Source organism: Microbacterium invictum (assembly GCF_034421375.1).
GTDB classification, from domain to species: Bacteria; Actinomycetota; Actinomycetes; order Actinomycetales; family Microbacteriaceae; genus Microbacterium; species Microbacterium invictum_A.
This window is the reverse complement of sequence record NZ_CP139779.1, coordinates 2,194,937-2,216,106: the sequence shown is the minus strand read 5'-3', so window position 1 is coordinate 2,216,106 and position 21,170 is coordinate 2,194,937. Positions and strand designations below refer to the sequence as shown.

The window sequence follows — 21,170 nt, the reverse complement described above, 5'->3', positions numbered from 1 at the left end:
ACGGTGGGAGGGCCGCGACGTCGGCCAACGACCAGCTCGAAAGAGGAATCACCATGGCATTGACCCCCGATGACGTCGTCACCAAGCAGTTCCAGCACGTCCGCTTCAAGGAGGGGTTCGACCCGGACGAGGTCGATGACTTCCTCGACGAGATCGTCGTCGAGTGGCGTAAGACGATCGCCGAGAACGAGGAGCTGAAGGCCAAGGTCGCCGCCCTCGAGTCCGGCGAGTCCACCAGTGCCGCCACGGCTGCCGCTCCGGTCGCCGAGGTCCCCGCGCCCGCGTCCGAGCCGACCCCCCAGCCCGCTGCGGACGGCGGCTCGCCCAGCGCCGCCAGCGCGGGCATCATCGAGCTCGCTCAGCGCCTGCACGACGAGCACGTCGCCGAGGGCCGCGCGAAGCGCGACCAGCTCATCTCCGACGCACAGGCTCAGGCCGCCTCGATCGTCTCGGAGGCCGAGGCCCGCGGACGCGACGAGATCGCCCGCCTCGAAAAGGAGCGCGGCGTCCTCGAGGGCCGCATCAGCGAGCTGCGCCAGTTCGAGCGCGACTACCGCACGCAGCTCCGCAGCTACATCGAAGGGCACCTGCGCGACCTGGACGCGTCGTCGACCTCGACGGGGTCCGCGCCCGTGCCGGCCGTCGGCCTGTAGTCCTTGACCGGTCGAACCCCGCTTCACCGGGCGGCGGCCAGCATCATCGTCGTGATCCTCGCGGCGATCGTGCTGGCCGCCGACCAGTTCACGAAGTACCTCGCCATCGAGAACCTGCCCTACCAGGAGCCGGTCCGGATCCTCGGCGATTTCCTGATCTTCTACCTGACGCGCAATCCGGGTGCCGCATTCTCGCTCGGCGAGGACGTCACGTGGATCTTCACGATCGCGCTCGCGGTGGTGGCGGTCGTCATCGTGGTCCTCGCCATCACGAGGCTGCGCTCCCGGCTCTGGGCGGTCGTGCTGGGCCTTCTGCTCGGCGGCGTGCTGGGCAACCTCACCGACCGCCTGCTGCGCGAGCCCGGCTTCCCCGTCGGTCACGTCGTGGACTTCATCAACACCCCGTGGATGATGCCCGCGATCTACAACGTCGCCGACATCTTCATCGTGACGATGATGATCTCCGTCGCCGCCCTGGTGCTCTTCGGTCCGCACCTGGACGGCACCCGTCAGGAGCGCTCGTCCCGCAGGGCCGAACCGGTGGCCGCCGACTCGCCGTCGCGCTCCGAGCGCGCGGTCGACTGAGGTGGAGTCGCGACACCTCCCCGTCCCCGACGGGCTCGACGGCACCCGCGCCGATGCGGCGCTCGCGAAGATGCTGGGCTTCTCGCGTACCTTCGCCGTTGACGTGCTCGACGCGGGCGGTGCGCGGATGGACGGGCGCGCCCTGACCAAATCCGACCGCCTGCGCGGCGGCGCGTGGCTCGAGGTCGAATGGGCCGCAAGGGAGGAGCCCCGCGTCGTTCCGGTGGCCGTCCCCGACCTCGCCGTGATTCACGAGGACGACGACCTCATCGTCATCGACAAGCCGGCGGGGGTGGCGGCGCATCCGTCCGTCGGGTGGGAGGGTCCGACGGTCCTCGGGGCGCTGGCGGCCGCGGGCGTGCGCGTCGCGACGACCGGCGCGGCCGAGAGACAGGGCGTCGTCCACCGGCTGGATGTCGGAACGAGCGGCCTCATGGTGGTTGCCAAGGGCGAGGCGGCCTACACCGCGCTCAAACGCGCCTTCAAGGAGCGCGAGGTGGAGAAGGTCTATCACGCGGTCGTGCAGGGGCATCCCGATCCGCTGGCGGGAACGATCGATGCTCCCATCGGGCGCCACCCCACGCACTCCTGGAAGTTCGCGGTCATATCCTCCGGCAAGGATTCGGTCACCCACTACGAGACCCTCGAGGCCTTCCGGGGCGCGTCGCTGCTGGAGATCCACCTCGAAACCGGCCGAACCCACCAGATCCGCGTGCACATGGCCGCCCACCGGCATCCGTGCGTCGGCGACCCGCTCTACGGGGCCGACCCGACGATGAGCGCGCGGCTGGGACTGTCCCGGCAGTGGCTGCACGCGCACCGGCTCGGCTTCACCCACCCCGCCACGGGGGAGTGGAACGAGTTCGTGTCGGAGTATCCGGCCGATCTGGCCGCGGCGCTGGAGACGCTTCGCGGCGAGTGACGCGGCCCGGTGTCGGTGGCCTGAGGGAGGGTGAGCCCATGGGTATCCAGGTGAGACCGGCCACGGCGTTCGACGACATCCGCACGATGGTCGGCCCGAAGAAGCCGACGTCGAACGTCTGCTGGTGTCTGAGCTACCGCGTGCCCGGGGCCGAGAATCGTGCCCTGCACGGGCCCGCGCGCGGTGAGAAGGTGCGAGAACTGCTCGCCGACGGGCCGCCGGGCGTCCTCGCCTACGACGGCGACGACGTCGTCGGCTGGGCGGCCGTGCATCCCCGCGCGGATACGTCGTTCGCCACGAACCGCAAGATCCCGCACGTGGATGATCAGGATGTCTGGAGCGTATGGTGCATCCGCGTGCGCCCCGGCCATCGCGGGCGCGGGATCTCCCACGCTCTCCTGAGTGGCGCGGTGGATTTCGCTCGCGCCAGCGGCGCGCCGGCGATCGAGGGCTATCCGGTCGACAATCAGGGAGCGAAGGTCGACCTCACGATGGCGTACGTCGGCACCCGTGCCCTGTTCGAAAGAGCCGAGTTCGTCCACGCAGCCGACACCACGTCGGTGCTGAACGGATTCCCACGCGTGCTGATGAGGCGCGACCTCTCCTGAGCGCGCGGCCGTTCAGGGCGCCTGGCGGAAGACCGCGGGGCCGTCGTCGAGGGCGCGACGGACGCGCTCTGCCATGTCCTCGTCGAGGATCGTCTCGACCGCGGTCAGGGGGTACCAACCGACGTCGGTCATCTCGCCGTCGACCGGTCGGGGTGAGCCCGAGAGCCACTCGCAGCGGAACGTGAGGTCGAGGTAGTCGCTCTGGTCACCGTTGTCGTAGGTGATCCGCGGGATCTGGTGCACGAACGCGAGCCGGACGGCGCGGACGACGACCCCCGCCTCCTCCTCCGCTTCGCGGCAGGCGGCGTCGGCGGGCTCCTCGCCGGGGTCGACGATGCCGGTGATCGGGGTGAGTCGGCCGTTGTCGCTGCGACGGCCGAGCAGCACCTCGCCGTTGCGTTCGATCACGGCCGTCACCCCGACGAGCGGCAGGGGACGGGTCCCCACGTACCGGCGCAGCTCGAGGATGAAATCGGGTGTGGGCACCGGGTCCTCCGTCTCTTCGACTGCCACGCTAGCCGACACGCCGTCGGTGTCGGAGCCGCCGCGTACGCTGGGTCCGTGGCATCCGACTCCTTCGTTCACCTGCACGTCCACAGTGAGTACTCGATGCTCGACGGTGCGGCCAAGATCGGCGCCATGACCCAGGCCGCGGCCGACTACGGCATGCCGGCCATCGCCGTCACCGACCACGGCAACACCTTCGCGGCTTTCGAGTTCTACAACGCCGCGAAGGCGGCGGGCATCAAGCCGATCATCGGGCTCGAGGCCTACGTCACCCCCGGCACGCACCGCAGCGACAAGTCGCGGGTGCAGTGGGGCACGCCCGAACAGCGCAGCGACGATGTCTCGGGCTCCGGCGCCTACACCCACATGACGATGTGGAGCCAGAGCACCGAGGGCATGCACAACCTCTTCCGTCTCAGCTCGCTGTCGAGCATGGAGGGCTACTACTTCAAGCCGCGCATGGACCGCGAGCTGCTCGAGACCTACGGCCGCGGGCTCATCGCGACGACGGGGTGTCCGTCGGGCGAGGTGCAGACGCGACTGCGCCTCGGTCAGTACGACGCGGCCCGGGCGGCGGCCGCGGAGTTCCAGGACATCTTCGGCAAAGAGAACTACTTCGCCGAGATCATGGATCACGGGCTGTCCATCGAGCGCCGGGTCATGACGGATCTGATCCGGATCTCGAAGGATCTCGGCATCCCGCTCGTCGCGACCAACGACTCCCACTACACCCACCAGCACGAGGCCGATGCGCACGCGGCGCTGCTGTGCGTGCAGTCGGGATCGACTCTGGACGACCCCAACCGCTTCAAGTTCGACGGCGACGGCTACTACGTGAAGACCGCGCAGGAGATGCGGCAGATCTTCCGCGAGCATCCTGAGGCGTGCGACAACACGCTGCTCATCGCCGAGCGGTGCGAGGTCGATTTCAACACCAGCGCGAACTACATGCCGCGCTTCCCCGTCCCGGACGGTGAGACCGAGGACAGCTGGCTCGTCAAGGAGGTCGAGAAGGGCCTCCATTACCGGTACCCGAACGGCATCCCGGACAACGTCCGCAAGCAGGCCGAGTACGAGACCGGAATCATCCTGCAGATGGGGTTCCCCGGCTACTTCCTCGTCGTGGCGGACTTCATCAACTGGGCCAAGGACAACGGCATCCGCGTGGGTCCCGGCCGCGGTTCCGGTGCGGGGTCGATGGTCGCCTACGCCATGCGCATCACCGACCTCGACCCGCTCGAGCACGGCCTGATCTTCGAGCGCTTCCTCAACCCCGACCGTGTCTCGATGCCCGACTTCGATGTCGACTTCGACGACCGGCGCCGCGGTGAGGTGATCGACTACGTCACCGAGAAGTACGGCTCCGAGCGGGTCGCGCAGATCGTGACGTACGGCACCATCAAGTCCAAGCAGGCTCTGAAGGACGCGGGCCGGGTACTGGGCTTCCCGTTCAGCATGGGGGAGCGGCTGACCAAGGCCATGCCGCCCGCGGTCATGGGGAAAGACATGCCGCTGAGCGGGATGTACGACGCCCAGCATCCGCGCTTCAAAGAGGCCAGCGAGTTCCGCACCCTCATCGACACCGATCCCGACGCGAAGACCGTCTTCGACCGGGCTCTCGGACTCGAGGGGCTGAAGCGTCAGTGGGGCGTCCACGCCGCAGGCGTCATCATGTCCTCGGAACCGCTGCTGGACATCATCCCGATCATGCGCCGCGAGCAGGACGGGCAGATCGTCACGCAGTTCGACTATCCGTCGTGTGAAGCCCTGGGTCTGATCAAGATGGACTTCCTCGGGCTGCGCAACCTCACGATCATCTCGGACGCGCTCGACAACATCCGGATGAACCGGGGCGAGGAGCTCGACCTCGAACACCTCGCGCTCGACGACACAGCGGCCTACGAGTTGCTCACGCGCGGCGACACCCTCGGTGTGTTCCAGCTCGACGGCGGACCGATGCGCTCGCTGCTGCGACTTCTCAAGCCCGACAACTTCGAGGACGTGTCGGCCGTCATCGCGCTCTACCGTCCCGGCCCCATGGGCGCGAACTCGCACATCAACTACGCCCTCCGCAAGAACGGTCAGCAGGAGGTCACGCCGATCCACCCCGAGCTCGAAGAGCCGCTCAAGGACATCCTCGACATCAGCTACGGCCTGATCATCTATCAGGAGCAGGTCATGGCGATCGCACAGAAGGTGGCGGGCTTCTCGCTCGGGCAGGCCGACATCCTCCGCCGTGCGATGGGCAAGAAGAAGAAGTCCGAGCTCGACAAGCAGTACGAGGGCTTCTCGGGCGGGATGAAGGAGCGCGGCTACGGCGAGGCGGCGATCAAGGCGCTATGGGACATCCTGCTGCCCTTCTCGGACTACGCGTTCAACAAAGCGCACTCGGCGGCGTACGGATTGGTCTCCTACTGGACGGCGTACCTGAAGGCCCACTATCCGGCCGAGTACATGGCGGCGCTCCTGACCAGCGTCGGCGACTCGAAGGACAAGATGGCGGTCTATCTCAACGAGTGCCGTCGCATGGGCATCAAGGTGCTGCCGCCGGACGTCGGCGAATCCATCCGCTACTTCGCCGCCGTCGGCGAAGACATCCGCTTCGGTCTCGGCGCGGTGCGCAACGTCGGCGCGAACGTCGTCGACGCGATCGTCGCGGCCCGCCAGGACGCCCCCTTTACCTCCTTCCACGACTTCCTCGGCAAGGTCCCGGTGCACGTGGCCAACAAGCGGACGGTGGAGTCGCTCGTCAAGGCCGGCGCCTTCGACTCGCTGGGATCGACCCGTCGCGCGCTGATGGAGATCCACGAGGATGCCACCGAGCAGGCCGTCCTCGACAAGCGCCGTGAGGCCAACGGCGAGGTGGGGTTCGACTTCGATTCGCTGTGGGACGAGCCGCAGCAGGTCCAGAAGGTGCCCGACCGGCCCGAGTGGACGAAGAAGGACAAGCTCGCGTTCGAACGCGAGATGCTCGGACTGTACGTCTCGGACCACCCGCTCGCGGGGCTGGAGATCCCGCTGGCCAAGCACGCCTCGCTGTCGATCCACGACCTGCTGGCGTCGGAAGACATCGCCGACGGCGAGCAGGTGACCGTCGCGGGGCTCGTCACCAGCGTGCAGCACCGGGTCGCCAAATCCAGCGGGAACCCCTACGGCATGATCACCGTCGAGGACTTCGATGGCGAGGTCACCGTGATGTTCATGGGGAAGACCTACACCGAGTTCCAGACCCTGCTGCAGGCGGACTCGATCCTGGTCGTCCGCGGGCGCGTGTCCCGACGGGACGACGGCATGAACCTGCATGCGGTGTCGGCCTTCGTGCCGGATCTCGGGTCGGTGGACGCCTCGGGCCCACTCGTGCTGCTCGTCCCCGAGCACCGAGCGACCGAGACCGTCGTGACCGAGCTCGCGCAGGTGCTGACCCGTCACCGGGGCGACACCGAAGTCACCCTGCGCCTGCACAAGAGCGGCGTGGCGAAGGTCTTCGAGGTGCCGCTGCCGGTGACGGTGACAGCCGATCTCTACGGCGAGTTGAAGGGCCTTCTCGGCCCGCAGTGCCTCGGCTGAGCGATCGATCTCGACACGCGAAGGCCACGATGGGCAGAGGCGGCGCGGGTAAGATCGGGAGTCGCCGTGCGGACCGCGCGGCTCCCGGGAAGGATGACTGTGACCGACGGAATCAGCAACGACGAACCGACCGTGGACACCCCCGCGACGACCGCCGCAGAGGAGAGTGGTCCCCGGACCGACGACCGTGCCGATGCCGGCGTGCAGTACGGAGTGGGCCCGTTCTCGCTGCGTGAGGTGATCCTCGGCGGCGTCTGGCTCGTGGCCTTCGTCGTGTCCTTCTTCTCGTTCAGCACCGTGCAGTTCAGCTCGGTGTGGACGACGGGTCTGTGGTGGATCCTCACCATCGGTGCGCCCACCGCCGCCGTCTTCCTGCTGGCGTTGCGCCGCCTCTCGCCCGAGGGGATCCGACGTGTCGGCTCGCTCGGGATCGACCAGTTCGCCTCGGTGGCCTTCACCGTCTCGGCGGTCATCTGGCTGCACCTGATCTGGGAGACCGTCGCCATCGTGGTCGCCGGCGGCCCGTGGCTGCGCGGGTGGGTGATCTGGGTGGAGTTCTTCCTCATGCTCGCCGGCGTCGTGCTCACGGTGTTCGCGCCGCTGGTCCCCGCCCTGGCCGAGGACTTCGAGGATCGCCGCGAGATCGTGGCACACCGCTTCGCCCGCCCAGCCCGCCCGGTCACCCCGCGCCCGCGCACCCCGCGTCCGGAGAAGCCGGCAGCGGCGCCCGCGTCGGCGGCCGCACCGGACGCCCGCGCGTCGGACACCGGCTCCTACGGGACCGATGCACTCGGCGTGAACCCCTACGCTCCCGCTTCCGCCGGCGCCCACGCGTCGGCCGGCGTTCCCGTCGGCCCCGACGCCATGGGCGGAACGGACGTCGATCGCAGCCGCACCGACGAGACGGGCGACCTCGAGGCGATGTTCGGGCCCACGCGCACCGAGCGTCCGGAGCCTTCTGGCGCGCAGCCGAACACGGCCGTCGCCGACTTCGCACCCGCGGATGACGACACTTCGGATGACGACACTGTGGCGGCGGACACGGTGGCTCACGACACGGCGGCGGACGCCACCGCTGCCGGCGGCGACGACCACACCGCGACGACGGTGATCGAGCCCGTGACCCGGTACCAGGCGTTCTGGGCCCTCGTGCCCGAGGAGCGCGACATCGTCGACGAGAACGGCGGCACGCTGTTCCGCATCGGCCCGACGGCGTGGGCACTCGTGATCGAGGATCGTCAGACCCACTTCGTCGTCCGTCACGAGGACGGTCGCACCGGCTACCTGCACGACGTCTCCGGCGTGACGCGGGGCTGAGACGGCCGCTTTCGAGATGCGCACCATCGATCTGCGTGGCCACGCCCTCACGCCCGCTGACATGCTGGCGGCCGTCCCGCGCGCGGCAGGAACCCGCGAGGCGGCGTTCTCCGCGGCCACCGACATCGTCGCCGATGTCGCCGCGCGCGGCGAGGCGTCGTTGCGCGCTCAGGCCGAGCGGTTCGACGGGGTCGCAGGGCACGACATCCGCGTGCCGGCAGCGCACCTCGATGAGGCGCTGGCCGCTCTCGCCCCCGACATCCGCGCCGCGCTCGAGGAGGCGATCGATCGCGTGCGTCTCGGCTCGGCGGCGCAGGTGCCGGCCGAGATCGTGACGGAGATCCGTCCCGGAGCGCGCATCCTGCAGCGCTGGCAGCCGGTGAGACGCGTCGGTCTCTACGTTCCCGGCGGCAAGGCGGTCTACCCGTCGAGCGTCGTGATGAACGTCGTCCCCGCCCAGATCGCCGGGGTCGCCGAGGTCGCCCTCGCCTCGCCCCCGCAGCGCGAGCACGGGGGCCGGGTGCACCCGGTCATCCTCGCCGCCGCGCGGTTGCTCGGGGTCGACGAGGTCTACGCGATGGGCGGTGCCGGCGCGATCGGCGCATTCGCCCACGGTGTGCCCGCGATCGGGCTCGCCCGGGTGGACGTCGTGACCGGGCCGGGCAACAACTTCGTCGCCGCCGCCAAGCGTGCTGTCGCGGGCCTCGTCGGCACCGACTCCGAGGCCGGGGCGACCGAGATCCTCATCGTCGCGGACGACTCCGCCGACGCCGACATCGTCGCGGCCGATCTCATCAGTCAGGCCGAGCACGACGAGCAGGCCTCGGCGGTCCTGGTGACGACCTCGCCGGCACTCGCCGACGCCGTCGCCGCGAAAGTCGCCGAACGGGCGGCGGGCACCCGGCACGCGGCGCGGGTGCAGACCGCCCTGGCGGGCGACCAGTCGGCCATCGTCCTGCTCGACGACCAGGCCGCCGCCACCGCGTTCAGCAACGCCTACGCCCCCGAGCACCTCGAGCTCCACCTCGCCGACCCCCGCCCCGAGGACTTCGTCCACGCCGGTGCGGTCTTCGTCGGTCGCCATACGCCGGTGAGCCTCGGTGACTACCTCGCGGGGAGCAACCACGTCCTCCCCACCGGGGGACAGGCCCGCTACGCCGCAGGCCTCTCGGCGTCGACGTTCCTGCGGCCGCAGCAGGTGGTGACCTACGACGAGCGGGCGCTGACCGAGGTGCGCGACGCGATCGTGACGCTCGCCGAGGCCGAGGATCTGCCTGCACACGGTGAGGCCGTCACTGCGCGCTTCACGGCGTAACCTGTTCTCGCCATGCATTGTCCCTTCTGTCGGCATTCCGACTCCCGTGTCATCGACTCACGCACGAGCGACGACGGATTGAGCATCCGACGCCGCCGGCAGTGCCCCGAATGCGGTGGCCGGTTCTCGACCATCGAGACGGCGAGCCTGAACGTGATCAAGCGATCCGGCGTGATCGAGCCGTTCAGCCGCGAGAAGGTGATGTCGGGGGTGCGCAAAGCGTGTCAGGGCCGACCCGTCACCGAGGGGGACCTCGCCGTCCTGGCGCAGACGGTCGAGGAGGCGGTGCGTCAGACCGGCGCGTCGCAGATCGACACGAACGAGATCGGCCTGGCGATCCTCGGCCCGCTCCGCGCGCTCGACGAAGTGGCCTTCCTGCGTTTCGCCAGCGTCTACCAGGCCTTCGATTCCCTCGAGGACTTCGAGTCGGCGATCGCCGGTCTCCGTGCCGATCACGCCGACCAGCCCGACCGGCTGCGTGCGGGTGAGGCCGAGCCGACTCGCTAGCCTGGAGGGGATGTACCCCCTTCTCTTCCGCACGGTTCTCGCGCGCATGGACCCTGAGTCCGCTCACCACGCCGCCCTGGTGGTGATCCGTGCGCTGGGGGTGCCGCCGCTGTCGGCACTGGCGGCGCGCCTCACCCGGCCGGCTCCTGCGCTGGAGACCTCGGCGCTCGGGCTGACCTTCCCGACCCCGTTCGGCGTGGCGGCGGGGTTCGACAAGGACGTCCGAGCCGCGCGGGGGCTCTTCGCGCTGGGATTCGGCCACATCGAGGTGGGAACGATCACCGCACACCCGCAGCCGGGCAACCCCCGCCCGCGGCTGTTCCGCCTCATCCCGGATCGCGCCGTGATCAACCGCATGGGTTTCAACAACGCCGGCGCCGAGGCCGCGGCCGCGCGGCTGGCCGCCCTCCGTCGGCGTCGGCGGCGACCGCTCATCGGCGTCAACATCGGCAAGAGCCGCGTCGTCGAGGTCGACGAGGCCACCGACGACTACGTCCGCAGCACCCGCCTGCTCGCCCCGCTCGCGGACTACCTCGTGGTCAACGTGTCCTCACCCAACACTCCGGGCCTCCGCGACCTGCAGGCCGTGGCGAGCCTCGGGCCGCTGCTGACGGCGGTGAAGGATGCTGCCGGCGACACGCCGTTGCTGGTGAAGATCGCCCCCGACCTCGCGGACGACGACATCGTCGCCGTCGCCCGTCTCGCCGTCGACGGGGGCCTTGCGGGCATCATCGCGACGAACACCACCATCGGCCGGGACGGCCTGAAGACCTCGCCGGCGATCGTCGCGGCCGCCGGAGCGGGGGGGCTGTCGGGGGCGCCACTGCGCGAGAGGTCCCTCGAGGTGCTGCGACTGCTGCGGCGCAACGTCCCCGCATTCTTCGCCGTGATCTCGGTCGGCGGAGTGGAGACGGGCGAGGACGTCCGCGAGCGCTTGGATGCCGGCGCCACGCTCGTGCAGGGCTACACCGCGTTCCTCTACCGCGGGCCGCTCTGGGCTCGTCAGATCAACCGGTCGCTCACCCGTTCGGCACGGCGTCCGACGGCCTGAGTCAGGCGGTGCGGCCGCCGCGGAACCCGCGGCGCTTGACCTGCGGCTTGGGCAGGCGGAGGAACCGCATCTGGATGCTGCGCATCGCGGCGTACCATCCGAGGCCCTTCTCCATCTTGTCGGCGCCGAACTTCTCCCGCGCGCCCCGCTTGACGCGGATGGAGGTGATGATCATGTCGCCGATGACGAAGAGGATGAAGATCCACAGCACCACGAACGACCAGTACTGGACGGCGAGCACGGGCACGAAGGTCGCCACGATCACCAGGACCATCGCCGGCATGACCGCCTCGCCGAGGTGGAAGCCCGAGTCGACGAAATCGCGCACCCAGCGACGCTGCGGGCCCTTGTCGCGCACCGGGAGGTAGCGCTCGTCTCCCGCCGCCATGCCGGCGCGGGCCTTCTCGCGCTGCGCGGCGAGGTCGGCGCGGGCGCGTGCCTTGGCCTCCTTGGTGTCGGGCACCAGGGGGCGTTTGCGCGCGGCCTCGCGCTCGGCACGGGTCGGCGTCGCGCGGCCCTTCCCCGTCACGGACGCGGCGCCCTCGGGTGCGTCCTTGGGGGCGGGTGCTGCGGGAGTGGGTGCGCCGGGAGTGTTGGCCACGGGAGATCCTTGGAAGCGGAGAACGGGTGTCCGCTTAAGATTACCCGCATGACCTCCACCCCCACCCGGCGCGATGCCGTCCGCGACGCTGCGCTCTCCGGCATCCCCACCGCTCTGGCCGATCTCGGCGCCCTTGTGCGCATCCCGTCGGTTGCCTTCCCCGGCTTCGACCACTCCGAGGTGCGGCGGTCCGCCGAGGCTGTCGCGACGCTCGCCCGCGAGACCGGCGTCTTCGACGACGTCCGGATCGTCGACGCCGCCGTCCCCGGCACCGAGGAGCGGGGGATGCCGGCCGTGCTCGCCTCGCGGGCCGCGGCGCCGGGCAGGCCGACCATCCTGCTCTACGCGCACCACGACGTCCAGCCCGTCGGCGACGAGGCGCTGTGGGATTCACCGCCCTTCGAACCCACCGTGCGCGACGGACGGCTCTATGGTCGGGGTGCGGCCGACGACAAGGCCGGCGTGATGGCGCACATCGCCGCAGTCCGCGCCCTCCGCGACGCCGTCGGCGATGACCTCGGACTCGGTATCGCCCTCTTCATCGAGGGCGAGGAGGAGGCGGGCTCGCGATCGTTCGCGCAGTTCCTCTCCGACAACGCCCAGACCCTGCGGGCAGACGTCATCGTGGTGGCCGACTCGGGCAACTGGGATGCCCGGACGCCGGCGCTGACCGTGTCGTTGCGGGGGAATGTGCGCTTCACCCTCACGGTGCGCACCCTTGATCACGCCTCGCACTCGGGCATGTTCGGCGGAGCCGTGCCCGACGCGATGCTCGCCACCATCCGCCTGCTGTCCACCCTCTGGGACGCCGACGGCGCCGTCGCGGTCGACGGCCTCGCACGCCGGGAGGCCGCCACACCGGAGTACAGCGAAGAGACGCTGCGCGACGAGGCGGGGCTCCTCGACGGGGTCAGCCCGATCGGAACGGGGTCGATCCTCGGCCGGATCTGGAACCAGCCGTCGGTGACGGTGACGGGGATCGACGCGCCGAGCGTGAAGAACGCCTCCAACACACTGAGTCCCACCGTGTCGGTCGTCATCAGCGCGCGCATCGCCCCGGGGCAGCCCGCCGCGGAGGCGTACGAGGCCGTCCGGACCCACCTCGAGCGCCACGCGCCGTTCGGTGCCCGACTCACCTTCGACGACGTCGACCTCGGCGACGGCTTCCTCGTGGACACCAGCGGCTGGGCGGTGGAATCGGTCCGCGCGGCCTTCGCCGAGGGCTACGGCGTCGACCCGGTGGACCTCGGCGTCGGAGGGTCGATCCCGTTCATCGCCGACCTCGTCCGCGAGTTCCCGAGCGCGCAGATCCTGGTGACCGGCGTCGAGGATCCGCACGCGCGCGCCCACGCCCCGAACGAATCGCTGCATCTGGACACGTTCCGCAACGCCGTCGTCTCGGAGGCGCTGCTCCTCGAGGAGCTGGACCGCAGAGTGTCTTGATGGGCGTGCTATCCCGTCCCGACCGAGGGGTCGGGGCGTAGAATCGGTTCCACCGAGCCCCTGTCTCGCGCACTGCACCCGGAGGATCTTCATGACCGACACCGCTCTGTCCACCGACACCGCGCGCGCACACGGCGTGCTTCTCACCGACGCCGCCGCGCTGAAGGTGAAGAATCTGCTCGACCAGGAGGGTCGCGACGACCTGCGTCTGCGCGTGGCCGTGCAGCCCGGCGGGTGCAGCGGACTGATCTACCAGCTCTACTTCGACGAGCGTCTTCTCGAGGGTGACAAGACCGTGGACTTCGAAGGCGTCGAGGTCATCGTCGACGACATGAGCGTCCCCTATCTCGACGGTGCCACGATCGACTTCAAGGACACCATCTCCGAGCAGGGCTTCACGATCGACAACCCGAACGCCGCCGGTAGCTGCGCCTGCGGCGACAGCTTCCACTGACCCGGTCGTGACCGCCACTCGATCCTCGGCGACGCGTCGCCGAGGGCGACGATGGGCGTGTCTCGAAGGGTCGGACAACCTGGGCGTCAGGCCAGAACGCGCCCAGAGGTTGCCCTAGACTGGCCACGGAAACACACTGAACGGAAAGGTGCGCACGTGCCCTCGAAACGCCGTCTCCGCTGGGCGTTCGTCCCGGTCGGGATCGCCGCGGCCCTTGTGCTCGCGGGATGCACGCCGACCGAGCTGAACGGGTACCTGCCCGGCTTCGTCGAGGAGGGTACGCCGGCGACCAACCGGACCGAACTCGTCTCGGGTCTGTGGGTCAACTCCTGGATCGTCCTCCTCGCCGTCGGCGTGGTGACGTGGGGGCTCATGGGCTGGGCGGCGATCGCCTACCGGCGGCGCAAGGGCCAGACCGGCCTTCCCGTGCAGCTGCGCTACAACATGCCGATCGAGATCTTCTACACGATCGTGCCCCTGATCCTCGTGGTGGGGTTCTTCGCCTTCACCGCGCGCGACCAGGCCATCATCGAGACGCAGTACGAAGACCCCGATGTCTCCATCACGGCCATCGGCAAGCAGTGGGCGTGGGACTTCCAGTACAACGGCGAGGACGAGGACAACGCCGACGCCGTGTGGAGCATGGGCGTGCAGGCACAGCCGGATGCGCAGGGGGACTACGACCAGGCTGCGCTGCCGACGCTGTACCTCCCCGTCGACCAGACGGTGAAGATCGATCTCGAGGCTCGCGACGTCATCCACAGCTTCTGGATCATCGACTTCCTCTACAAGAAGGACATGTACATCGGCAAGGACAACGAATGGTCCTTCACGCCGACCCGCGAGGGCACGTACGCCGGCAAGTGCGCCGAGCTCTGCGGCGAGTACCACTCGGCGATGCTCTTCAACGTCGAGGTGGTCAGCGAGGCGGAGTACGAGCAGTACCTCGACTCGCTCCGCGACCGCGGCCAGACCGGTGACATCACCGATGCGTACGACCGGCTGCAGAACCTTCCCGGCACCGGGGGCGCCTCCGAGACGGAGACCAGCTCCAGCGGGGAAACGAGCACAGAGGATCAGGGCTGATCATGGCGACGACACTGCCACTGCAAGAATCCACCCCCGGACGCTCCACGACGCTGCCGCCGCGTCAGGCAGCCCTGCTCAGCTCGTCGCGCGTCGAGCAGAAGGGCAACATCGTCGTCAAGTGGATCACCTCCACGGACCACAAGACGATCGGGTACATGTACCTGATCGCGTCGGTGATCTTCTTCATGTTCGCCGGCGTGATGGCCCTCATCATCCGGGCCGAGCTCTTCGAACCCGGTATGCAGGTCGTACCGACCAAGGAGCAGTACAACCAGCTGTTCACGATGCACGGCACCGTGATGCTCCTGATGTTCGCGACGCCCCTGTTCGCGGGCTTCGCCAACGCGATCCTGCCATTGCAGATCGGCGCTCCGGACGTGGCCTTCCCGCGCCTGAACGCCTTCGCCTTCTGGCTGTTCCTCTTCGGCTCGATGATCGCCGTCTCGGGCTTCCTCACTCCTGCCGGGGCGGCGTCGTTCGGCTGGTTCGCGTATCAACCGCTCGCGAGTGCGACCTTCTCCCCAGGCGTCGGCGGCAATCTCTGGATGCTCGGCCTCGGCATGAGCGGTTTCGGCACCATCCTCGGCGCGGTGAACTTCATCACCACGATCATCACGATGCGTGCGCCGGGCATGACGATGTGGCGCATGCCGATCTTCACCTGGAACACGCTGGTCACCAGCATCCTGGTCCTGATGGCCTTCCCGGTCCTCGCCGCGGCCATCCTGGCGGCGGGATCCGACCGCATCTTCGGGTCGCACATCTACGACCCCGAGAACGGCGGCGTCCTGCTCTGGCAGCACCTGTTCTGGTTCTTCGGCCACCCCGAGGTCTACATCATCGCGCTGCCCTTCTTCGGCATCGTGTCGGAGGTCTTCCCGGTGTTCAGCCGCAAGCCGATCTTCGGGTACAAGACGCTCGTCTACGCGACCATCGCGATCGCCGCGCTCTCGGTGGCGGTGTGGGCGCACCACATGTACGTCACCGGCGGCGTTCTGCTGCCGTTCTTCGCGCTCATGACGATGCTCATCGCGGTTCCGACCGGCGTGAAGATCTTCAACTGGATCGGCACGATGTGGCGCGGATCGGTGACCTTCGAGACACCGATGGTGTTCGCGCTGGGCTTCCTCGTCTCGTTCGTCTTCGGTGGCCTGACCGGCGTCATCCTGTCGTCCCCGCCGCTGGACTTCCACCTGTCCGACTCGTACTTCGTCGTGGCGCACTTCCACTACGTCGTCTTCGGCACCGTGGTCTTCGCGATGTTCGCCGGCTTCTACTTCTGGTGGCCGAAGTGGACGGGGCGGATGCTGAACGAGCGCCTCGGCATCATCCACTTCTGGCTGCTGTTCATCGGCTTCCACATGACCTTCCTCATCCAGCACTGGCTGGGCGTGGACGGCATGGTCAGACGGTATGCGGACTATGCCGCCGCCGACGGGTGGACCTGGCAGAACCAGGTCTCGACGATCGGTGCGATGATCCTCGGCGCATCGATGATCCCGTTCCTGTTCAACGTCTGGATCACCGCGCGGAAGGCCCCCAAGGTCACCGTGAACGACCCCTGGGGCTACGGCGCCTCGCTCGAGTGGGCGACATCCTGCCCGCCGCCGCGGCACAACTTCACCTCGATTCCGCGCATCCGCAGCGAGCGCCCGGCGTTCGACCTCAACCACCCCGAGGCGGGCCTGCCCGTCGGCGTGGGTCCCGCGAAGGACGCGCCCGACACCCCCGTGGTCGACCTGGCACAGGGAGAGGTCAAGTAAGTGCGTACCAACGTCGGACTGTGGTGGCTGCTCAGCGGCTTCTTCCTGCTGGTCTTCGCGTTCTACACGGTGTGGAACATCATCGCCTACACGACGTCCGAGGTCCCGTGGTTCTCGGCCGTCGAGTGGGTCGGATCGGTTGCCCTGCTGTTCACGGCCTTCATGGCCGCACTCATCGCGTTCTACATCCAGCGGGTGCATGTCGCTCAGGGTGGAGAGCTCCCGGAGGACGTGCTGACCGCCGACATCGATGACGGCGACCCCGAGATGGGCGAGTTCAGCCCGTGGTCGTGGTGGCCCATCGTGCTGGCCTCCTCCGCGGGTCTGGCCTTCGTCGGGCTCGCGGTCGGGGCGTGGATGGTCCCCATCGGCCTCGGAGTCTTCGCCGTCGCGATCGTCGGCTGGGTCTACGAGTACTACCGCGGATACTTCGCCCGCTGACGGTGACGCTCCGGCTGGAGTCGGCCGCGGCATCCGCCTCCGGCCCGCGACCAAGCAACCAGGATTCGGCGTTCGCCGCGCCCTGGGGAGCAGGTGTCGCTGACGGCGTCGGCGGCGGTCCCGCGGGAGATCTCGCGTCCGCAGCGTTCGTCCATCGTCTCGTCGCGGGATGGCACCAGGCGCCCGACGCCGAGATGCTGACCGAGCGGACGGTTCTGGCGAACTGGGACCTCGCCGCCCACGCGCACCGAGATCCCCGGCTGGCGGGCATGGCGACGACCTTCACCGGTCTCTTCGTCGGGCACCGGGGCCGGTTGCTCCTCGCGCACATCGGTGATTCCCGCGCCTACTCGCTGCGGTCGGGAACGATGACGCGGATGACGAGGGACGACTCCTTCGTCCAGGCTCTCGTCGACGGCGGCCACGTGCGCGCCGAGGACGCCTCGACCCACCCCCACCGGAACCTCATCACCGCCTCCCTGTCGGGAGGCCCTGACGACCTCCCGCTCGTGACGTGGGTCGATCCGCGCGTGGACGATCGCTGGCTGCTGTGCAGCGACGGCCTCACCGACTACGTCGGCGACGTCGCGGTGAGCGAGGCCTTGGGACGGGATGACCGCGAAGAGGCGGCGTCTGCGCTCATCGACCTTGCGCTCGAGGCCGGTGCAGCCGACAACGTCACCGTCGTCGTGACCGATGTACGCGCCTCCGACGATGTGCCGGCGCGGGGGACTCCCGTCTTCGTCGGCGCGGCGGCGCGACGCTTCACCGACGACGACCCGTTCCGTCACCTCACCGCCGTCTGACGGGCTCTTGCGCGGTCAGCGCTGGTCAGGAGACCGGGGAGGTGTCCGACGTCACGACCATCACCTGAGGGTCGAACGTGCGGGGGAGCGGGCCCTCGTCGTTCTCGGTGGGCTGGCCCTCCCTCACCCAGTACTCGTACCCCCCGATCATCTCCCGCACACCGATGCCGAGACCGGCGAGGATGGCCGCCGCCTTCGTGCCGGCGTTGCAGCCGGGGCTCCAGCAGTAGACGACGACCTCCGTCACGCCCGCGAGCTCTTCGGGCGCCCGCGAGGGGATCTCCCGGTAGGGGAGGTGTCGCGCGCCGGTGATGCGGCCCTGCCGCCAGGCTTCGTGACTGCGGACGTCGAGGAGGACCAGATCCTGACCCGCACGCTGAGCGGCGTAGACGTCGGAGGCGTCGGTCTCGTAGGCGAGCTTTGCGGCGAAGAAGGAGGCGGCGTCGATCATGGGTTCACCGTAGAGGATGCTCGTGCGGCTTCTCGATGCGGGTGACGGTCGGCGACCGGCGCTTTCCTGCCGTTCATTCCCGCGCCGGATTCGTCCGCACGTCGTACGACGACGGGCCCTGCCCTCCCGGGGGAGAGCAGGGCCCGTAGATCGGAGCGGATCAGTCCTTATCGCGCGAGGACGGACGTGTCTCTTCGGCGACGATCACGTTCGAGGGGCGGACGGCCGTCTCGGAGCGGCTGCCGTCGTCGATCGGAACGTGCGGAGCATCCGGGACCCCGGCGCGCTCGTGCGCACCCTGGAGCTCGGCTTGCTTCTCGCTGGCGACGTGGTCGAGCGTGTGGTGCTGGTGCTCCAATGCCGCGTCGAGCTCCGTCTGCGTGAGAGGGGTCAGTCGGTCTTCGAAGAACCACCGTGAGATCGACGCACGCACGTTCTGGTGCCACGGGATGCGGCCCTTCGCATTCGGGCGCACGACGAGGGGCTCGTAGACGTCGGTCTCGATGAGCTTCCAGCGCTCGTACTCGTCGACCGGCTGGTGGACCTCGATGTACTCGCCGCCCGGGAGGCGGACGATGCGGCCCGACTCGTAGCCGTGCAGCAGGATCTCGCGATCCTTCTTCTGCAGCGCGATGCAGATGCGCTTGGTGACGAAGTAGGCGATGATCGGACCGAGGATGAGCGCCACCTGGAGGGTGTGGATGACGCCCTCCATCGTGAGCCAGAAGTGCGTCGCGATCAGGTCGGACGACGCCGCCGCCCACATCACCGCGTAGAACGTGACACCGGCCGCGCCGATGGCGGTGCGGGTCGCGGCGTTGCGGGGACGCTGGGCGATGTGGTGCTCGCGCTTGTCGCCCGTGATCCACGCCTCGATGAAGGGGTAGAGAGCCACGACGACGAGGAAGAGACCGAGGACCGTGATCGGGATGATGATGTTCCACGACCACGTGCGGTCGAGGAAGACCGTCTCCAGGTGTGGCGGGATCAGACGCAGCATCCCGTCGGCGAAGCCGATGTACCAGTCCGGCTGCGTACCAGCCGAGACCGGCGACGGGTCGTAGGGGCCGTAGTTCCAGATCGGGTTGATCGTGAACAGCGACGCGACGAGCACGATCACGCCAAAGGTGATGAAGAAGAAGCCGCCCATCTTGGACATGTACACCGGCATCATCGGGTAGCCCACGACGTTGTCGTTCGTGCGGCCCGGGCCGGCGAACTGCGTGTGCTTGTTGATGATCATCAGCATCAGGTGCGCCACGAGCAGCGCCACGAGGATCGCGGGCAGCAGCAGGATGTGCAGGGCGTACAGGCGGCCGACGATCGCGGTGCCGGGGAACTCGCCGCCGAAGAGCAGGAACGAGGTCCACGTGCCGATCAGGGGGATGCCCTTGATCATTCCGTCGATGATGCGCAGGCCGTTGCCCGAGAGGACGTCGTCGGGGAGCGAGTAGCCGGTGAAGCCCTCACCCATGGCCAGGACGAACAGGACGAAACCGATCACCCAGTTGAGCTCGCGGGGCTTGCGGAACGCGCCGGTGAAGAACACGCGGAGCATGTGCACGCCGATGCCGGCGATGAAGACCAGCGCCGCCCAGTGGTGGATCTGTCGGACGAGAAGGCCGCCGCGGATGTCGAACGAGATCTCGAGGGTCGAGGCCATCGCCGCGGACATCTCGATTCCCCGCATCGGAAGCCACGACCCGGTGTAGTGGGTCTCGACCATGGACGCGTCGAAGAAGAACGTCAGGAACGTCCCCGAGATGAGGACGACGACGAAGCTCCAGAGCGCGATCTCGCCGAGCATGAACGACCAGTGGTCGGGGAAGATCTTGCGACCGAGTTCCTTGACCAGGCCGGAGACGCTGGTGCGCTCGTCGACGTAGTTGGCCGCCCAGCCGACGAAGCGGCCTCCGAGCGGCTTGCCGTCCGTCGCCACGCCGGTGCCATCCGTCATGGCCGGCTCGCGGCTGATGTTGTCTGTGGGGTGGGTCCCGGTGCTCATCGACGCTCCCAGAAGCTCGGCCCAACGGGTTCGGTGAAGTCACTCTGGGCGACGAGGTAGCCCTCGTCGTCGACGGTGATCGGCAACTGCGGCAGCGGCCGGGCGGCCGGGCCGAAGATCACCCGTGCGCCGTTGGCCACGTCGAACTGCGACTGGTGGCAGGGGCACAGCAGGTGGTGGGTCAGCTGCTCGTAGAGAGCCACGGGGCAGCCGACGTGCGTGCAGACCTTGGAGTAGGCCACGATCCCGTCGTAGGTCCAGTCCAGGCGGTTGGTCTCGGCGGGCAGATCCTCCGGACGCAGACGCATGAGGAGGACGATCGCCTTGGCCTTCTCCTCGAGGTAGCCCTCCTCGTGGGAGAGCTCGGCGAGGGGTTCGGGGATGACGTGGAACGCCGATCCGAGGGTGACGTCCGCGGCGCGGATGGGCTCGCCCGTGGGGTCGAGCGCGAGGCGCATGCCCTCGCCCCACATCGTGTGCTCCAGGAGCGCGACCGGGTTGCCCGCGATCGGGTTCTCCGTCGAGTCGAAAGGAGCGAGACCGCGGAACAGCGTGATGCCGGGCAGGATCGAGGCGGCCAGCGCGGCGAACAGTCCGTTGCGGATCAGTGCGCGGCGACCGAAACCGGACTCCTCGTTGGCCGTGCGGAACGACTCCACGACCGCGGCGCGGGTCGTGTCCTTGCCGCGCGTGGCGTGCCGGGGCTCGATGTGCTCCTTGTCGGCCATGATCGCCTTCGACCAGTGGATCGCGGCGATGCCGATGGCCAGCAGGGCCAGGGCGATGCCCAGACCGATGAAGAGGTTGTTGTACCGGATGTCGGTGAGCCGACCGCTCTCGATCGGGAACGCGAAGTACGCCACCATCGCGGCGATGCTGCCGGCGACCGACAGGTAGAACAGGGTGTAGACCGTGCGGACCGCCCGCTTCATCGCGGCGGGGTCCTTGTCCGTCATCCGCTCACGGTGGGGCGGCAGAGCCGGCGTCTGGACCGGCTCCTTGACGGCCACGGCAAGACCGCTCGAGGGCTTCCAGGAATCCCTCTCGTGGGCGAGCGCGTCGTCCTCGTGTGCCATGGTGCTCCT

20 protein-coding genes are annotated in these 21,170 nt (G+C 68.8%); 15 read left to right on the top strand and 5 right to left on the bottom strand.

Annotation, left to right across the window (positions count from 1 at the left end; translation table 11 throughout):
• Nucleotides 1-53 precede the first annotated feature (53 nt).
• Genes T9R20_RS10730 through T9R20_RS10715 form a run of 4 tightly spaced genes read left to right on the top strand, consistent with a single transcriptional unit; the run spans nucleotide 54 to nucleotide 2,768 of the window.
• Nucleotides 54-653, top strand: coding sequence for a DivIVA domain-containing protein (locus T9R20_RS10730; RefSeq protein ID WP_322409305.1), 600 nt, complete (start codon nucleotides 54-56; stop codon nucleotides 651-653).
• 3 nt (nucleotides 654-656) lie between these two features.
• Nucleotides 657-1,238, top strand: coding sequence for a signal peptidase II (gene lspA, locus T9R20_RS10725; protein ID WP_322409304.1), 582 nt, complete (start codon nucleotides 657-659; stop codon nucleotides 1,236-1,238).
• Nucleotide 1,239: 1 nt separating this feature from the next.
• Nucleotides 1,240-2,160 (top strand): RluA family pseudouridine synthase, encoded by a 921-nt coding sequence (locus tag T9R20_RS10720; RefSeq protein ID WP_322409303.1) that lies wholly within the window; start codon nucleotides 1,240-1,242, stop codon nucleotides 2,158-2,160.
• 38 nt (nucleotides 2,161-2,198) lie between these two features.
• The gene (locus tag T9R20_RS10715) at nucleotides 2,199-2,768 is read left to right on the top strand and encodes a GNAT family N-acetyltransferase (protein ID WP_322409302.1); all 570 of its coding nucleotides are present in this window, start codon (nucleotides 2,199-2,201) and stop codon (nucleotides 2,766-2,768) included.
• A gap of 12 nt (nucleotides 2,769-2,780) precedes the next feature.
• Here T9R20_RS10715 and T9R20_RS10710 read toward each other — a convergent pair whose 3' ends face one another.
• Nucleotides 2,781-3,254, bottom strand: a complete 474-nt coding sequence (locus T9R20_RS10710) for an NUDIX domain-containing protein (protein WP_322409301.1) — start codon at nucleotides 3,252-3,254, stop codon at nucleotides 2,781-2,783.
• A 123-nt stretch (nucleotides 3,255-3,377) separates the two neighbouring features.
• Here T9R20_RS10710 and dnaE point away from each other — a divergent pair, with 123 nt between their 5' ends.
• The 5 genes from dnaE (at nucleotide 3,378) to T9R20_RS10685 (ending at nucleotide 11,032) form a co-directional block, all read left to right on the top strand.
• Entirely contained in the window at nucleotides 3,378-6,842 is a 3,465-nt protein-coding gene (gene dnaE, locus T9R20_RS10705; RefSeq protein WP_416182978.1) for a DNA polymerase III subunit alpha, read from the top strand.
• Nucleotides 6,843-6,935: 93 nt separating this feature from the next.
• On the top strand, nucleotides 6,936-8,159 hold the full coding sequence (locus T9R20_RS10700; protein ID WP_416182899.1) for a hypothetical protein: 1,224 nt from the start codon (nucleotides 6,936-6,938) through the stop codon (nucleotides 8,157-8,159).
• A 16-nt stretch (nucleotides 8,160-8,175) separates the two neighbouring features.
• Nucleotides 8,176-9,474, top strand: a complete 1,299-nt coding sequence (gene hisD, locus T9R20_RS10695; RefSeq protein ID WP_322409298.1) for a histidinol dehydrogenase — start codon at nucleotides 8,176-8,178, stop codon at nucleotides 9,472-9,474.
• A 12-nt stretch (nucleotides 9,475-9,486) separates the two neighbouring features.
• Nucleotides 9,487-9,981 carry a transcriptional regulator NrdR gene (nrdR, locus tag T9R20_RS10690; protein WP_322409297.1) on the top strand — a complete coding sequence of 165 codons (495 nt, stop codon included), beginning with the start codon at nucleotides 9,487-9,489 and terminating at the stop codon, nucleotides 9,979-9,981.
• A gap of 10 nt (nucleotides 9,982-9,991) precedes the next feature.
• Nucleotides 9,992-11,032: a quinone-dependent dihydroorotate dehydrogenase gene (locus T9R20_RS10685; protein WP_322409296.1), complete on the top strand. Its 1,041-nt coding sequence runs from the start codon at nucleotides 9,992-9,994 to the stop codon at nucleotides 11,030-11,032.
• 1 nt (nucleotide 11,033) lies between these two features.
• Here the strand turns inward: T9R20_RS10685 and T9R20_RS10680 are convergent, their stop codons facing one another.
• A complete protein-coding gene (locus T9R20_RS10680) occupies nucleotides 11,034-11,633 on the bottom strand; it encodes a DUF3043 domain-containing protein (protein ID WP_322409295.1) in 600 nt (199 codons plus the stop codon).
• Between the two features lie 48 nt (nucleotides 11,634-11,681).
• Here T9R20_RS10680 and T9R20_RS10675 point away from each other — a divergent pair, with 48 nt between their 5' ends.
• The 6 genes from T9R20_RS10675 to T9R20_RS10650 all read left to right on the top strand — a co-directional run bounded on the left by T9R20_RS10675 (nucleotide 11,682) and on the right by T9R20_RS10650 (nucleotide 17,629).
• Complete coding sequence (locus T9R20_RS10675) at nucleotides 11,682-13,076, top strand: dipeptidase (RefSeq protein WP_322409294.1); 1,395 nt, start codon at nucleotides 11,682-11,684, stop codon at nucleotides 13,074-13,076.
• Between the two features lie 91 nt (nucleotides 13,077-13,167).
• Nucleotides 13,168-13,530 carry an iron-sulfur cluster insertion protein ErpA gene (gene erpA / locus T9R20_RS10670; protein WP_322409293.1) on the top strand — a complete coding sequence of 121 codons (363 nt, stop codon included), beginning with the start codon at nucleotides 13,168-13,170 and terminating at the stop codon, nucleotides 13,528-13,530.
• A 156-nt stretch (nucleotides 13,531-13,686) separates the two neighbouring features.
• Nucleotides 13,687-14,616, top strand: a complete 930-nt coding sequence (gene coxB, locus T9R20_RS10665) for a cytochrome c oxidase subunit II (RefSeq protein WP_322409292.1) — start codon at nucleotides 13,687-13,689, stop codon at nucleotides 14,614-14,616.
• A gap of 2 nt (nucleotides 14,617-14,618) precedes the next feature.
• The gene (gene ctaD / locus T9R20_RS10660) at nucleotides 14,619-16,382 is read left to right on the top strand and encodes a cytochrome c oxidase subunit I (protein ID WP_322409291.1); all 1,764 of its coding nucleotides are present in this window, start codon (nucleotides 14,619-14,621) and stop codon (nucleotides 16,380-16,382) included.
• A complete protein-coding gene (locus T9R20_RS10655; RefSeq protein WP_322409290.1) occupies nucleotides 16,383-16,823 on the top strand; it encodes a cytochrome c oxidase subunit 4 in 441 nt (146 codons plus the stop codon).
• A 2-nt stretch (nucleotides 16,824-16,825) separates the two neighbouring features.
• Nucleotides 16,826-17,629: a PP2C family protein-serine/threonine phosphatase gene (locus T9R20_RS10650; RefSeq protein WP_322409289.1), complete on the top strand. Its 804-nt coding sequence runs from the start codon at nucleotides 16,826-16,828 to the stop codon at nucleotides 17,627-17,629.
• 25 nt (nucleotides 17,630-17,654) lie between these two features.
• Here the strand turns inward: T9R20_RS10650 and T9R20_RS10645 are convergent, their stop codons facing one another.
• The 3 genes from T9R20_RS10645 to T9R20_RS10635 form a co-directional block, all read right to left on the bottom strand.
• Complete coding sequence (locus T9R20_RS10645; RefSeq protein WP_322409288.1) at nucleotides 17,655-18,080, bottom strand: rhodanese-like domain-containing protein; 426 nt, start codon at nucleotides 18,078-18,080, stop codon at nucleotides 17,655-17,657.
• Between the two features lie 160 nt (nucleotides 18,081-18,240).
• Nucleotides 18,241-20,037 carry a ubiquinol-cytochrome c reductase cytochrome b subunit gene (locus tag T9R20_RS10640; protein ID WP_322412160.1) on the bottom strand — a complete coding sequence of 599 codons (1,797 nt, stop codon included), beginning with the start codon at nucleotides 20,035-20,037 and terminating at the stop codon, nucleotides 18,241-18,243.
• Between the two features lie 44 nt (nucleotides 20,038-20,081).
• Nucleotides 20,082-21,161 carry a ubiquinol-cytochrome c reductase iron-sulfur subunit gene (locus T9R20_RS10635; RefSeq protein WP_322409287.1) on the bottom strand — a complete coding sequence of 360 codons (1,080 nt, stop codon included), beginning with the start codon at nucleotides 21,159-21,161 and terminating at the stop codon, nucleotides 20,082-20,084.
• Nucleotides 21,162-21,170: the final 9 nt, after the last annotated feature.